The organism is Nonomuraea sp. GTA35 (genome assembly GCF_041950525.1).
Lineage (GTDB): Bacteria > Actinomycetota > Actinomycetes > Streptosporangiales > Streptosporangiaceae > Nonomuraea.
Genome location: NZ_JBGNUV010000002.1, coordinates 1,253,055 through 1,267,220 on the forward strand (window position 1 = coordinate 1,253,055; position 14,166 = coordinate 1,267,220).

Consider the following 14,166-nt stretch of genomic DNA (forward strand, 5'->3'; position numbering starts at 1 on the left):
CACGGTGAGAGGTGTCCGGAAGCGGGCCCGGCGTACTGTGGGGTCATGGCGATCATCGTGACGGGCGCGTCGGGGTTGCTCGGAACGGCGCTGGTCGAGGCGCTGCGGGCCGAGGGGCGTGAGGTGGTCCGCCTGGTGCGCAGACCGCCGCAGAGGGACGACGAGGCGTTCTGGGACCCGGCCGAGCACGTCGTGGACCTGGCCGCCCTCGAAGGGGCCGAGGCCGTCGTGCATCTGGCGGGGGCGCCGATCGGCGGCAGGCGGTGGACGCCCGCGTACAAGCGCGAGCTGGTCACCAGCCGCACCCAGGGCACGAGGGTGCTGGTGGACGCGCTGCGCGAGCTGTCAGAGCCGCCCGAGGTGCTCCTGTCGGCCTCCGGCATGGACTTCTACGGCGACACCGGCGACCGGGTGATCGACGAGGAGCAGGGCAAGGGCCGCGGGTTCCTGTCGGACCTGTGCGAGCGGTGGGAGGCCGAGGCGCGGCGGGCCGGCGAGTCGGGGATCAGGACGGTGCTGGCCCGCACGTCGCTGGTGCTCAGCGGGCACGGCGGGGCGCTCGGCCGGATCCTGCCGATCTTCAGGATGGGGCTGGGCGCGCCGCTCGGCACGGGCAGGCAGTACTGGTCGTGGATCAGCCTGGACGACTGGGTGGGAGCGGCGCTGCACGTGCTCAGGACCAAGGACGTCGAGGGCCCGGTGAACTTCACGGCGCCGTCCCCCGTCACGAACGCCGAATTCACCAGGACCCTCGGCAAGGCCCTGCGCCGGGGCACGATGCCGATCCCGGTGCCGGCGTTCGCGCTGGCCGCGGGGCTGGGCGAGTTCGCCCGCGAGGGACTGCTGGTCAGCCATAGGCTGGAGCCGGCCAAGCTGACGGCCGGCGGCTACCGCTTCGCGCATACGCGTCTCGACGAGGCGCTGCGCGCCGTACTGTAGGTTGCCGTCCCATCCTTTTAGCACCTGGGAGAAATCTGACATGACCCGGTCAGGACAGTCGCACATCCTCGCCATCGGGGGCGGGTCGTTCCGCCCCAGCAGGCGCCACGGCCAGATCGAGGCCAGTGCCCTGCTGCGTTACGGCCTTGACCTGACCGGCCAGGACCGCCCGAAGCTGGGCCTGGTGGCCACGGCGATGGGCGACTCGGCCGACTGGGTGCTGAAGATGTACGGCGCCTTCGCGGGCTGGGATGTCGAGGTGAGCCACCTGACGGTGTTCCCGATGCCGAACGTGCCTGATCCGCGGGCGTGGATCCTGGAGCAGGACATGATCTATGTCAGCGGTGGCAGCGTGGCGAACCTGATGGCGTTGTGGCGGTTGCACGGGCTCGACGAGGCGTTCGAGGAGGCGTGGCGGGCCGGGGTGGTGCTGTCGGGGCAGAGCGCGGGCGCGCTGTGCTGGCACGTCGGCGGCAACACCGACTCCTTCGGGCCCGAGCTGCGGGCGTGGGCCGAGGGCATGGCGCTGCTGCCGTACTCGTGCGGGGTGCACTACAACTCCGAGCCGCAGCGCCGCCCGCTGCTGCACCGGTCGGTGGCGCAGGGCGAGCTGCCCGGCGGGTACGCCGCCGACGAGAACGTCGGCCTGCACTACGTGGGCACGGAGTTCATCCAGGCCGTGAGCACGGAGCCGGGCTCCTACGCCTACAAGGTGGAGACCGACGGTGCGGAGAAGGTAAAGGAGTTCAGGATCGAGCCACGCTTGCTGACCCCCTGATTACCCTTCAAGGGTGAGGGAACGGCACAATAGGCTCATGCGCCCCATCCCCGGGGACGATCCCCACGCACTCGCCATCGTCCGACTCGGTGTCGACGTCCCCTACGAGCAGGCCTGGTCGTTGCAGCGCTGGGTGCACGGCAAGCGGGTCGCCGGAGAGCTCACCGACACCGTCCTGATCCTTGAGCACGCGCCCGTCTACACGGCGGGCAAGCGCACCGCTCCGCACGAGCGTCCCTCCGACGGCACCCCGGTCGTCGACGTCGATCGCGGCGGGCGCCTGACCTGGCACGGTCCTGGGCAGCTCGTGGCCTATCCGATCGTGGCGGTCCCCGACGTGGTGGCGTTCGCCTGCCGCCTGGAGGACGCGATGATCCAGGTGTGCGCCGACTTCGGGGTCACGGCCAGGCGGGTGGCCGGCAGGGCGGGGGTCTGGGCGCTCGGTGACACGGCCCTCGGCCTGCCCGACCGCCAGCTCGGCGCGGTCGGCCTGCGGATGGCGCGCGGCGTGACCATGCACGGCTTCGCGCTCAACTGCGCCAACGACCCCCGCTGGTTCAACCGCATCACGCCGTGCGGCATCCCCGACGTGGGGGTCACCTCCCTGTCGGCGGAGACGGGCCGCCGCATCGTGGTCGAGGAGGTCATGCCGATCGCGGAGAAGCGGCTGGCGGAGGCGCTCGGCAAGGAGCCGTTCGACCTGCACGAGGAGGACCTCCTCCGCCGCTGACGAACCCGCTGACGAACCCGCTGACGAACGCCGCCGGCTGACGAAGCCCTGAGGAAGCCGCCCGGCCGGAGCCGTTGACCGAATCGGCATCCGGTAAGCGCGCGTTCCCGGCTTACCATCGCCTGTGTGACGCGTCTTTGCGCTCTCGTGCTCGCGCTCGTGGTGCACCTGCTGACGGTGGCCTTCGTCGTGCTGGGCGGGTGGATCATCCTGCGTCAGCCGGAATCGATCCTGTCGTGGATCTTCGGTGGAGTGAGCCTGGCGGTGGGCTGGGCGCTGCGGCCACGCCTGGGCCGCCTGCCCGCCGACGCCGAGGTGCTCGACCGCGCCTCGGCCACGGAGCTGTACGGGGTGGCGGACCGGGTGGCCGACCGGGTGGGGGTCGAGCGGCCCAGAAAGGTGGCGGTGCGCGATCTGGCCACGCGCACCGGTTACGACCGCGTCGGGCTGGCGCGCACCCCCGTCCTGATGATCGGCCTGCCCCTGTGGCTGGCGCTGCCGCCCAAGCAGCGGGTGGCCCTGCTGGCCGGGGCGTACGCGCGGCTGCCCGCCGGGGACGAGCGGGTGGTGAGCGAGGCACTGGCCACGCTGGACGCCTGGCGCGACGCCCTGGTGGGCGGCGGCTCAGGGCCCTTGAAGGCCAGGTCGGAGGCGGAGGACAAGATCGCGGCTTCGACCCCGATGGCGCTGGAGGCGATGCACCCCGCCTACGACGTGACAGGCTTCCTCGGCCGCCTCGTCGGACGGGTGCTCGGCGGCCCGGTGCTGCTCGTGCGGTACGCCCTGGCCCGCCTGTCCCGCGCCGGCGAGAGCCGCGTCCAGGCCAGGCAGCGGGCCCTGGCGCTGCGCGTGGCCGGCGAGGCGGAGCTGGCCGAGCTGGAGGCGCTGGAGACGCGCGGCGGCTACCTGGCGCCGATGCAGGCGGCGGCGCTGCGCGGCGAGAGCATCTCGGCGATCCGGCGCACGGTGCTGACCAAGTTCCAGCTCACCGCCGACGGCGTGTGGCCCTCGGCGCCGCACTCCGAGCTGCTCGGCACCCGCCAGTCCGACCGGATCGACGAGGAGCTGGCCACCCACTACGCCCGCGCGATCCGGGGCTTCGGGCTCATCTCCTGACCCTGGACCGGGCCGCTGCCGCGGCGGACGTAAGCTGGGAAGGTGACCGTTGCTCCTGAAGGCCGAAAGCTCCTCCGCCTGGAGGTGCGTAACGCCGAAACCCCTATCGAGCGCAAGCCCCCGTGGATCAAGACCAAGCTGAGGACGGGCCCCGAATACACCGAGCTGAAATCGCTCGTGCGCCGGGAGGGCCTGCACACGGTCTGTGAAGAGGCGGGCTGTCCGAATATCTACGAGTGCTGGGAGGATCGCGAGGCGACCTTCCTCATCGGCGGCGACCAGTGCACCCGCCGCTGCGACTTCTGCCAGATCGACACGGGCAAGCCGAAGGAATACGACCGCGACGAGCCGCGCAGGGTGGCCGAGTCCGTCCAGCAGATGGGCCTGAAGTACGCGACCGTGACCGGCGTGGCCCGCGACGACCTGCCCGACGGCGGCGCCTGGCTGTACGCGGAGACCGCGCGCCAGATCCACGCGCTGCTGCCCGGCTGCGGTGTCGAGCTGCTGGTGCCCGACTTCAACGGCAACCGCGAGCAGCTGCAGGAGGTCTTCTCCAGCAAGCCCGAGGTGTTCGCGCACAACGTCGAGACGGTGCCGCGGATCTTCAAGCGCATCCGTCCGGCCTTCCGCTACGAGCGCTCGCTCGGCGTGATCACGATGGCTCGCGAGGCCGGGCTGGTCACCAAGTCCAACCTGATCCTGGGCATGGGCGAGACGCGCGAGGAGATCGTCGAGGCCATGCGCGACCTGCACGCGGCGGGCACCGACCTGCTCACGATCACGCAGTACCTGCGGCCGACGCCGCGCCACCACCCGGTGGAGCGGTGGGTCAAGCCGGAGGAGTTCGTGGAGCTGCAGGCCGAGGCCGAGGCGATCGGGTTCGCCGGGGTCCTGTCCGGGCCGCTGGTGCGCTCGTCGTACCGGGCGGGCCGGCTCTACCAGCAGGCCATCGAGGCCCGCCAGACCGCCTGATCACGGCATTCGAGCCCCGGGAGCCCATCCCGGGGCTCCTTCATGTCCGGTAATGCGGCGTTCCGTTCGGGCGATCACAAAAGGGCTAGCATGGCGTCGCAGCCGACGGAGGGCGACGCGCATGGCCGTGCTGATCCGCACCAGTGACCTGCCCCCAGCGCGCCGTCACGATGCGTGGCGCGGCGTCGTCTGCGACACCCTGGGCCCGCTCGACCTGCGCATCGATCCCGACGCGCCGTTACGTGGCGAGATCGAGTTCGGCAAGCTCGGCGCCGTGGGCGTCGGCCGGATCCAGACCTCCACGCCGCACAGCGTCCACCGCACCTCGGGCATGATCCGCCGTGACAACCCCGAGCTGTACCGCGTGGTGCTCGCGCTGGCGGGCAGCCCGCGCCTGTCCCAGGACGGCCGTGACACGCAGCTCAGCCGGGGCGAGTTCGCGATCTACGACTTCTCCCGGCCGTACGAGCTGGCCTACGACTCGGCGGTGCGGCTGGCGGTGTTCAGCCTCCCGCGCGAGCAGCTCGCCGTGCCCGCCGGCGCGGTGGCGGAGCTGGCCGCGCTGCCCATCGGGGCGGAGTCGGGGGCCGCCGCCCTGGCCGTGCCGCTGCTGCGGCGGGTGGCCCTGGACCACGAGACCTACCGGCCGGGCAGCGCCGCGCGGCTGTCGACCGTGGTGACGGACCTGCTCAGCGCCGCCGTGGCCGAGCGCCTGGACCAGGCACGCTCGCTGCCCGCCGACGCCCGGCAGCGTACGTTGCTGATGGAGGTGCACGCGTTCATCGAGCAGCGGCTGGGCGAGATCGACCTCGATCCGGCGACCGTCGCGGCGGCGCACCACATCTCCGTGCGGTACCTGCACCGGCTGTTCGAGTCGGAGAACACGACGGTGGCCGCCTGGATCCGGCAGCGCCGCCTCGAACGCTGCCGCACGGACCTGATCTCGGGCGTCAGCCGGCCCGTCAGCGCGGTCGGCGCCCGGTGGGGGCTGCCTGACGCGGCGCATTTCTCCAGGTTGTTCCGGCAGGCGTACGGGATGCCGCCCGCCGAGTACCGCCGGGCCCACACCGTGCGCTGATCATCAAGCCGCCTGGCGTCCAGATCCAAGACCGGCGGGTGCCTGCCCGAGCAGACTGAGGGCACACGCGAACGAGAAGGGATCTGGAGATGCAGCTCTTCGTCAACATGCCGGTCAAGGATCTGGACCGGTCATCGAAGTTCTTCACCGAGCTCGGCTTCGACCTGTTCGGCATGGCCCAGGGCATGGCGTCGGTCATCATCAGCGAGCAGACGCAGGTGATGCTGCTGGAGGAGCCGGTGTTCGGCTCGTTCATCACCAAGGAGATCGCCGACTCCGCCAAGAGCACCGAGGCGATCCTGTGCCTCGGCGTGGAGAACCCGGCCAAGGTCGACGAACTGGTGGACAAGGCGCTGGCCGCCGGCGCCACCCCGGCGGGTGTCCCGCAGCAGGGCGGCCCCCGCTACCAGCGCGGCTTCGCCGACCTCGACGGACACCACTGGGAGGTGCTGTGCCTGGTGCCGCCGGCCGAGTGAAGCCGGAAGCGGTCACGCCCGATGCGGTGAACTCGGCCGACGGGACCCTCATCGCCTACGACCGGCAGGGCGAGGGCCCCGCGGTCGTCCTGGTCCAGGGCGCGTTCTCGGATCGGCGGCACCCGCTGATGACCGCCGTCGCCGGCGGCCTGGCGCGGTGGTTCACGGTCTACAACTACGACCGCCGCGGGCGCGGTGGCAGCGGTGACACCCAGCCGTACGCGGCGGAGCGGGAGGTCGAGGATCTGGCCGCCGTCGTCGAGGCGGCGGGCGGATCGGCCATGGTGTTCGGCGGCTCGTCGGGCGCGGCGCTGGCGCTGGAGGCGGCGGTCGTGAACCCGTCGATCACGAAGCTGGCCGTGTGGGAGCCGCCGTACCACGTGGACGACAGCGCGCCCGCCCTCCCCCTCGACTTCGCCGAGCAGCTCGCCGGCCTGGTCGCGACGGGCCGGCGGGGTGAAGCGGTGGAGCGGTTCATGGTCGAGGCGGCCGAGCTGCCGCGGGAGGCCGTCGCCGGGATGCGGGCGCACCCCGCCTGGGCGGAGATGGAGGCCGTGGCGCACACGCTGGCCTACGAGGCGGCCGTGCTGGGCCCGGGTAACGCGCTGCCCGCCGAGCGGCTGGCCCGCATCGCGCAGCCGGCGCTGGTGCTCAACGGGGCCGACAGCGCCGCGTGGATGGCGAACGCGGGCCTGGCGGTGGCGGCGGCGGTGCCCGGCGCGGTGCGGCGGGTGCTGGAGGACCAGGCGCACAACGTGGCGCCGGAGGCGCTGGTGCCCGAGCTGCTGGAGTTCTTCGTGACGGCCTGACGGCCGCCGGTCCCGGGCCGGCGGCCCGACGGGCTTTGCATGACGCAAAGGTCACAAACCTATCGGGTGCTCGGTTTTCTGGTGAACACTGTTGCTCGTGGACCTGGATGAACTGATCTCCCGCCTCGACCTGCCCACCAAGATCCGCCTGCTGACGGGGGCCGACATGTGGTCGCTGCCCCCGCTGCCCGAGATCGGGCTCGACCGGCTCGTGATGAGCGACGGGCCCATCGGCGTACGCGGCGAGCAGTGGAGCGCCGCCGACCCCTCGATCGCCCTGCCGAGCCCGACGGCGCTGGCCGCGACCTGGGACGTGGAGCTGGTCAGGCGCGCCGGCGGGCTGCTGGCCCAGGAGGCGCGGCGCAAGGGCGTGCACGTGCTGCTCGCGCCCACGCTCAACCTGCACCGCTCCCCGCTCGCCGGGCGGCACTTCGAGTGCTTCTCCGAGGACGCGTACCTGACGGGTGAGATCGGCGCGGCGTACGTCGAGGGCGTGCAGGAGGGCGGGGTCGCGACCACGCCCAAGCACTTCGTCGCCAACGACTTCGAGACCGACCGGTTCACCGTGGACGTGGTGGTCGGGGAGCAGGCGCTGCGCGAGCTGTACCTGCGGCCGTTCGAGCGCGTGGTGCGGGCCGGGACGTGGGGGCTGATGACGGCCTACAACTCGGTGAACGGGTCCACCATGACCGAGCACGCCGAGCTGGTGCTCGGGGTGCTCAAGGACGAGTGGGGGTTCGACGGGTTCGTGGTGTCGGACTGGACGGCGGTGCGCTCGACCGAGGCCGCCGCGCTCGGCGGCACCGACGTGGCCATGCCGGGGCCGCACGGGCCGTGGGGCGCGCGGCTGGAGGCGGCCGTCCGGGAGGGGCGGGTGCCGGAGTCGGCCGTGGACGACCGCGTCCGCCGCATCCTGCGCCTGGCCGGACGCGTCGGCGCCCTCCACCCCGCCGGCACGGACAGCCCCGCGAGCCCCGCCAGCCCCGCGAGCAGCGCCGGCGCCGGCAGCTCTGACGGCGCCGCCGGCCCTGCGGCCATCGACGGCGTGGCGCTCGCCCGGGAGATCGCCGCCCGCGCCTTCACCCTGCTCACCAACGACGGCGTCCTGCCCCTGCGGGGCACCCCGACGCTGGCCCTCATCGGCGCGGCGGCCCGCGAGGCGCGCGTGATGGGCGGCGGCAGCGCCCAGGTGTTCCCGGACCGGATCGTCTCGCCGCTGCAGGGCCTGTCCGAGCGCGCCGAGGTCCGGTACGCCCTCGGCACCGACCCCCGCATCCGTCTGGCCCCGCTCCCCGGCCCCGTCACGGCGCAGTTCCTGGACGAGTCGGGCGCGGTGCTGAGCGAGCAGCCGCTGGCCACCGGCGAGGCGCGCTGGCTCGGCCAGCTGCCGCCCGGCGTGGACGCCACCAGGCTCGGGATGGTCCGGCTGCTGGCGGCGTACACGGCGCGGGAGAGCGGCGAGCACGAGCTGTCGGTGGCCGGGGTGGGCGCGTTCACGCTCACCGTGAACGGCGAGGCCGTCCTCGACGAGAGCATCGGCCTGGACGCCGGCGACCCGGCGGTGGCCTTCCTGTCGCCGCCCGAGAGGCGGATCGGCGTGCCGATGGCGGCGGGCGAGACGTACGAGCTGGCCCTGGCCCACCCGCCGGGCACGTTCGGCGGCATGGCGATCGTGTCGTTCACGCTCGGCCACGCGGAGCCGACGCCCGGCGACGACGAGCTCATGGCCGAGGCCGTGCGCGTGGCGCGCGAGTGCGACGTGGCGGTGGTGGTGGCCGGGACGACACCGGAGGTGGAGAGCGAGGGCTTCGACCGGGCGGACCTGCGGCTGCCGGGCCGCCAGGACGAGCTGATCAGCGCGGTGGCCGGGGCGAACCCGCGTACGGTGGTCGTGGTCAACGCGGGCTCGCCGGTGGAGATGCCGTGGCTGGCGGAGGTGGCGGCGGTGCTGCTGACCTGGTTCCCTGGTCAGGAGGCGGGGGCGGCGCTGGCCGACGTGCTGTTCGGGGACTCCGAGCCGGGCGGGCGGCTGCCGACGACGTGGCCGGAGCGGCTGGCGGACGCGCCGGTGCGGGCGGTGACGCCGGTGGACGGGAAGGTGTTCTACGACGAGGGCGTGTTCTCCGGCTACCCGGCGTGGCGGCGCGCCGAGCGGGCGCCCGCGTTCTGGTTCGGGCACGGCCTGGGCTACACGACCTGGTCGTACGACTCCATCGCGGCCGAGGGCACCAGCGTCACCGTGGCCGTCACGAACACCGGAACGCGCCCGGGGCGGGAGGTCGTGCAGGTCTACGCCGGGCCGCGCAGGAGGCTGGCCGCCTTCGACGTGGTGGAGGCGGAGCCGGGGCAGACGGTGGTCACGACCCTGTTCCTGCCGGAGCGGGCCTTCCAGGTGTGGGAGGACGGCTGGCGCACGGTCGAGGGCGAGCAGGCGGTGGAGGCGGGCCGCAGCTCGGCCGACCTCCGGCTGTCGGCTACGGTGAAGATCTAGTCACAGCCGGAGAACGGCCGGGGCGCGTTTTCCATACTGCACCAGTTGGTTTGTATCCTTCTGAGCATGGCAAAGTCCGAGGACTCAGAGAAGCCGGGGCGCATCAAGCAGCTCCGCATGATCGCGCAGATCATCAAGCAGGCCAATCCCAAGGGGATGCCGATCGTCTTCCTTTCGGCGGTGGGCACGCTGGCTGTGGTCGTCGTGATCGGTCTGGTCACGGGCTACCTGTGGTACGCGGTGTTCATCGGCATCCTGGCCGCGCTCACCGTCGGCCTGGTGGTGTTCGGCCAGCTCGCCCAGCGGGCGCAGTACTCGATCCTGCACGGCCAGACCGGCGCCGCCGCGGCGGTGCTGCAGGGCATGCGCGGCAACTGGCAGGTCACCCCGGCCATCGCGGTCAACCGCGACCAGGACATCGTGCACCTGGTGGTCGGCTACCCGGGCGTCGTGCTGGTGTCCGAGGGGCCGGGCAACCGGGTGGCGAAGATGCTCAAGGCCGAGAAGCAGCGCATCTCGCGGGTGGTGCTGGGCGTCGAGATCTACGACGTCCAGTGTGGTGACGGCGAGGGGCAGGTGCCGCTCGGCAAGCTGCAGCGGCACCTGATGAAGCTGCCGCGCAACCTGAAGAAGCCGTCGGTCAACGAGGTGAAGGACCGGCTGCGCTCGCTGCCGCGCAACATGCCGATGCCGAAGGGCCCGATGCCCAAGGGCGCCCGCATGCCGCGCGGCCCCAAGATGCGCTAGTGCTTTCTCCTTCGTCGCGGGCCAACCGCGGCTGGTGGGACGGCAACGCCGACGACTACCAGGTCGAGCACGGCTCGTTCCTGCGTGACGACGGGTTCGTGTGGGGCCCCGAGGGGCTCGACGAGGCCGAGGCGCGCCTGCTCGGCGAGGTGCGCGGGCGGCGGGTGCTGGAGATCGGCTGCGGCGCCGCCCAGTGCGCCCGGTGGCTGGCAGGGCAGGGCGCGCGGGTGGCGGCGTTCGACATCTCGCACCGCCAGCTGCGCCACTCCCAGCGCATCGACCTCGACACGGGGGCCGGCGTCCCGGTGGTGCAGGCCGACGCGGAGGCGCTGCCGTTCGCCGGCGGCTCCTTCGACGTGGCCTGCTCCGCGTACGGGGCGCTGCCGTTCGTGGCCGATCCCGCGGCCGTCTTCCGCGAGGTGCGCAGGGTGCTGCGGCCGGGCGGGCGGTTCGTGTTCTCGGTGAGCCATCCGGTGCGGTGGGCCTTCCCCGACGATCCGGGGCCCCGGGGGCTGACGTCCGACCGGTCGTACTTCGACCGCACCCCGTACGAGGAGCGCGACGAGCACGGCGTGCTCACCTACGTCGAGCACCATCGCACGATGGCCGACTGGGTGAACCTGCTGGCGGCCTCCGGCCTGACGATCACCGGGCTGCTGGAGCCGGAGTGGCCCGAGGGGCACGAGCAGGTGTGGGGCGGCTGGAGCCCCCTGCGCGGCCGGCACCTGCCCGGCACGGCCATCTTCAGCTGCGCGAATACCTAGCGGCCATGGCGTGGAAGAGCTCCTTGGGCTCCCAGCGCGTCTCGTCCAGCATCCTGACCACGCCGTAGGAGCCGAGATCGTCCTCACCGAGGCGCGTGTAACCGGCGAAGGTGAACCAGAGCGCGGTCTCCACGCCCTCCCGCTCGAACAGGTCGAGCAGCTCGGTGAAGTAGCGGACCTGCTCCCCCTCGTCGCGCACCGCGCCCTCGGGCACCGACCAGGCCATGCCGCCCAGCTCCCCCGCGCCCTGGTAGGCGCAGGTGCCGAACTCGGTGACCGCGACCGGCTTGCCGTGCTTGAAATGGGCGCGCAGCTCGTCGGCGAAGGTGTCCCTGTTGTAGGCCGCCCGGTACGCGTCCGCGCCGACCAGGTCGAACGGGCTCCAGTCGATGAACTCCCACGGCGCGGCGGCGTAGGTGATCCGGCCGCCGAAGCGGGACCTGACGGTCCGCGCGGCCTCGGCGAGGAAGGCGTTGAAACGCTCCATGCCGGCGCCGAGCGCGGCCCACTCCTCGATGCCGGCCGTCGCCATCCACGTCAGGCGGTCCAGGTAGGCGTCGCCGGGGATGTAGCCGGGGCAGAAGGCGCTGGTCTCGCAGCCGGTGACGAAGACGACCTCGGCGCCGCCCCGGCGGAGGGACTCGGCCCGCGCGGCGCAGTCGGCGTACAGCTCCAGGATCCGCTCGTCCGGGACGTCGACCGGGAACGGCGCGAACCAGACCTCCAGGCCCGCCGCGGCGGCCTGCTCGGCGGCCACGCCCAGCCGCACGGGGTCGCGCCCGGAGACGCGGACGACCTGGCAGTGCAGTTCCTCGGCGATGACCCGCATCTCGCGGGCGACGGTGCCGGCGTCGAACGCCCTGCGCGAGATCCCGTCACCCGGCAGGAAGCCGGTGTCGTAGTTAATGCCTTTTTTCATGATTCATCCCCTTTGGTGGATGAGAAGCCGTGTTCCAGGAGGTCGAACGCCAGCTCGACCTCCTCCTCCAGGAGCCGCCCCGCCTCCTCCAGTGGCACTCCCGTGGAGAGCCGGTGGAAGAACGCCTCCTGCAACGTGGTGACGGCGGCCGTGACCTGCCCGGCCATGAGCGTCGCCGCCCGGCCGGCCCCCGCCTCGGCGAGCGCGGTGGCCAGCTCGTAGCGCTGCGCCATGTTCGTCTGGTAGACCCCGGCCAGCAGGGCCGGGCTGGACGAGATCACCCGGATCCTGGTCAGCAGCCCCTCGACGTCCATCTCGCCGGTGCCCAGCCCGGCCATGCCGCGGTAGTGCGCGCGCAGGGCGGCGAGCGGCGACTGCCCCTCGGCGCGCGCCGTCACGACCGCGGCCGTGTCGTCCTTGACCGCGTCGAGGACCAGGCAGTCCTTGCTCGGGAAGTAGTTGAACAGGGTGACCTTGGCGACCCCGGCCGCCTCGGCGACCTCGTTGACCGTCACCGCGTCGTACCCGCGCTCGTCGAACAGCCGCAGTGCCACCTCGGAGATCCGCCGCCGGGTCTCCTCCTTCTTGCGCTCCCTGAGCCCCGCCATCATGCGGACAGCATAAACCGTACCGGGTAAGAATTTAAACCCGGTACGGTTTTTTACCGAACTCGGCTACATGCGCACGACCATCGTGTTGGACGCGCGGTCGTGGACGCCGCGGTGGTCGCGGTCCCAGATCACCGCCGGCACGACCAGCGCGAGCAGCACCGTACGCACCACGACGGGCAGCAGCCGCGGGTTGCCTCCGTCCATCGCGGCGACCCTGACGCCCATCAGCCGGTGCCCGAACGTCTGGCCCATCCACCCGACCAGCACCAGGTACTGCAGCGCGAAGACCAGCACGGGCGCCCACGGCGACTCGGCGGGGTTCATCCGGAGCAGCAGCTGCACGACCACCCAGGTGCAGATCATCCAGTCGATGACGAGCGCGCCGATCCGGCGCCCCCAGCCCGCGATCGACCCGCTGCCCTCCTCGGGCAGGCCCAGGCGCTGCCCGGGGTATCCGAGATCGACGCCGGCGGCCCTGACCCCGCCCAGCCAGGTCTGCGTCCACCGAGGCTCGTTGCTGCTCATACCCTCCACGGTAGCCGCCCGGTGGGCCGGTCCGGATTGTGACCCAACCGCGTCACGGACCGGCCATCATGTACGCCATGCCACACGGGGATGACCTTGACCAGCGTTTCAACGAGCTGGTCGCGCAGATAGACGCCGAGCAGCAGCGCAAGATGCGCGAGGCGGCGAAGAAGGGGGCCAGGGCGTCACGGCGGGCCGGGAGCGAGGAGCCCGGGCGCTTACGCCGGGACGGCGCCTGGGATGCTCCGGCGCCGCGGCGCAAACCCGGGCGGGCCTGGCTGGCGGTGGCCGGGGTCGCGGCGGTGGTCTCGGCGGCGGGCGCGGTCATCGCGCTCCGGCCCGACCTGCTCGCGCCCTCGGGCGCGGTGCCCGAGGAGACGATGCCGGTGGCGGCCCCCCTGCCGGCGGCGAGCGGCGCCGAGGCCGAAGCTCAGGCAGAGGGGACGGGCCCGGTGCCGGAGGAGACGATGCCGGTCGGGGCCCGCCCGGAGGAGGGCGTGCCCGCCGGGCCGTTCGCCGGCTCCGAGGCGGAGGATTGGGCCGAGGGCGCCGCCGGCTTCGTCATGCCCAAGGCCAGGGCGGTCGGCGGGCTGTCGAAGAAGGACGTGGCCGAGGGGCTGGAGCGGACACGGGACCTGCTGGCCGCGGCCCACCTCGACCGCAAGACGCTCATGGGTGGCGAGCCGAAGGCGTTCATGAAGCTGCTCCCCCCGGAGGAGCGGTCCTGGTTCAAGAAGAACCTCGGCCGCGCCGGCGAGAAGAGCACGCGCGGGTGGGTGACGAGCTTCGCGCCCAGGACCGCCGAGCAGGCCAGTGACGTGATCAAGGTGCACGGAGCGACGAAGCTGTCGTCGTTCAGGAAGAACGGGCGCGCCGGCGCGGAACTGAGGACGAACTACATCGTCGTGCACGCCGTCCAGCGGCCCGGCCAGCCACATACGGCGATCAGGCTGGTCACGCACCACCGCGGCACGGTGCTGGTGTACCGCGAGGCGGGGAAGGTGGTGACCTGGATCGAGGAGTGGGGCGCGAGCGCGACGCCCGCGCGATGCGACGTGCGCGACGCCTACATCCATCCCCACTACGCCGACTCCGCTCCCGACCAGGAGACGCCGCAGGGCCCGCCTTCAGACCCCTACGACCTGGACACGCCCAGGCCGAAGAAGGGCGAATGCCGAGCCTCCAAGAGAACGTGAACGCCCGCCGGCACA

At 72.5% G+C, this 14,166-nt stretch carries 15 protein-coding genes; 12 read left to right on the top strand and 3 right to left on the bottom strand.

Annotated elements, in window-relative coordinates:
- The first annotated feature begins 45 nt into the window (after nt 1-45).
- The 11 genes from ACBJ32_RS12435 (at nt 46) to ACBJ32_RS12485 (ending at nt 10,900) form a co-directional block, all read left to right on the top strand.
- Nucleotides 46-939 carry a TIGR01777 family oxidoreductase gene (locus ACBJ32_RS12435; RefSeq protein ID WP_375126807.1) on the top strand — a complete coding sequence of 298 codons (894 nt, stop codon included), beginning with the start codon at nt 46-48 and terminating at the stop codon, nt 937-939.
- A 40-nt stretch (nt 940-979) separates the two neighbouring features.
- Nucleotides 980-1,717, top strand: coding sequence for a peptidase E (locus ACBJ32_RS12440; protein ID WP_357865718.1), 738 nt, complete (start codon nt 980-982; stop codon nt 1,715-1,717).
- 37 nt (nt 1,718-1,754) lie between these two features.
- Nucleotides 1,755-2,447, top strand: coding sequence for a lipoyl(octanoyl) transferase LipB (gene lipB, locus ACBJ32_RS12445; protein WP_375126808.1), 693 nt, complete (start codon nt 1,755-1,757; stop codon nt 2,445-2,447).
- Between the two features lie 126 nt (nt 2,448-2,573).
- The gene (locus ACBJ32_RS12450) at nt 2,574-3,563 is read left to right on the top strand and encodes a M48 family metallopeptidase (protein ID WP_375126809.1); all 990 of its coding nucleotides are present in this window, start codon (nt 2,574-2,576) and stop codon (nt 3,561-3,563) included.
- A 42-nt stretch (nt 3,564-3,605) separates the two neighbouring features.
- Nucleotides 3,606-4,535 carry a lipoyl synthase gene (lipA, locus tag ACBJ32_RS12455; protein ID WP_357865713.1) on the top strand — a complete coding sequence of 310 codons (930 nt, stop codon included), beginning with the start codon at nt 3,606-3,608 and terminating at the stop codon, nt 4,533-4,535.
- Between the two features lie 121 nt (nt 4,536-4,656).
- On the top strand, nt 4,657-5,613 hold the full coding sequence (locus ACBJ32_RS12460; RefSeq protein ID WP_375126810.1) for a helix-turn-helix domain-containing protein: 957 nt from the start codon (nt 4,657-4,659) through the stop codon (nt 5,611-5,613).
- Between the two features lie 89 nt (nt 5,614-5,702).
- On the top strand, nt 5,703-6,089 hold the full coding sequence (locus tag ACBJ32_RS12465; RefSeq protein WP_357865710.1) for a VOC family protein: 387 nt from the start codon (nt 5,703-5,705) through the stop codon (nt 6,087-6,089).
- Between the two features lie 26 nt (nt 6,090-6,115).
- Nucleotides 6,116-6,898, top strand: coding sequence for an alpha/beta fold hydrolase (locus tag ACBJ32_RS12470; protein ID WP_375126811.1), 783 nt, complete (start codon nt 6,116-6,118; stop codon nt 6,896-6,898).
- A 97-nt stretch (nt 6,899-6,995) separates the two neighbouring features.
- Nucleotides 6,996-9,389 carry a beta-glucosidase gene (locus ACBJ32_RS12475; RefSeq protein ID WP_375126812.1) on the top strand — a complete coding sequence of 798 codons (2,394 nt, stop codon included), beginning with the start codon at nt 6,996-6,998 and terminating at the stop codon, nt 9,387-9,389.
- A 66-nt stretch (nt 9,390-9,455) separates the two neighbouring features.
- Nucleotides 9,456-10,136, top strand: coding sequence for a DUF4191 domain-containing protein (locus tag ACBJ32_RS12480; protein ID WP_357865705.1), 681 nt, complete (start codon nt 9,456-9,458; stop codon nt 10,134-10,136).
- Entirely contained in the window at nt 10,136-10,900 is a 765-nt protein-coding gene (locus ACBJ32_RS12485) for a class I SAM-dependent methyltransferase (protein ID WP_375126813.1), read from the top strand. Before ACBJ32_RS12480 ends, ACBJ32_RS12485 begins: the two co-directional genes overlap by 1 nt.
- Here ACBJ32_RS12485 and ACBJ32_RS12490 read toward each other — a convergent pair.
- The 3 genes from ACBJ32_RS12490 to ACBJ32_RS12500 form a co-directional block, all read right to left on the bottom strand.
- Nucleotides 10,881-11,819, bottom strand: a complete 939-nt coding sequence (locus ACBJ32_RS12490; RefSeq protein WP_375126814.1) for a hypothetical protein — start codon at nt 11,817-11,819, stop codon at nt 10,881-10,883. The genes ACBJ32_RS12485 and ACBJ32_RS12490 overlap by 20 nt on opposite strands.
- Complete coding sequence (locus tag ACBJ32_RS12495; protein WP_375126815.1) at nt 11,816-12,430, bottom strand: TetR/AcrR family transcriptional regulator; 615 nt, start codon at nt 12,428-12,430, stop codon at nt 11,816-11,818. Before ACBJ32_RS12495 ends, ACBJ32_RS12490 begins: the two co-directional genes overlap by 4 nt.
- A gap of 63 nt (nt 12,431-12,493) precedes the next feature.
- Complete coding sequence (locus ACBJ32_RS12500) at nt 12,494-12,955, bottom strand: RDD family protein (RefSeq protein ID WP_375126816.1); 462 nt, start codon at nt 12,953-12,955, stop codon at nt 12,494-12,496.
- A gap of 77 nt (nt 12,956-13,032) precedes the next feature.
- On the opposite strand from ACBJ32_RS12500, the gene ACBJ32_RS12505 reads away from it, so the two are divergent.
- Nucleotides 13,033-14,151 (top strand): hypothetical protein, encoded by a 1,119-nt coding sequence (locus ACBJ32_RS12505; RefSeq protein ID WP_375126817.1) that lies wholly within the window; start codon nt 13,033-13,035, stop codon nt 14,149-14,151.
- The last annotated feature ends 15 nt before the right edge of the window (nt 14,152-14,166 follow it).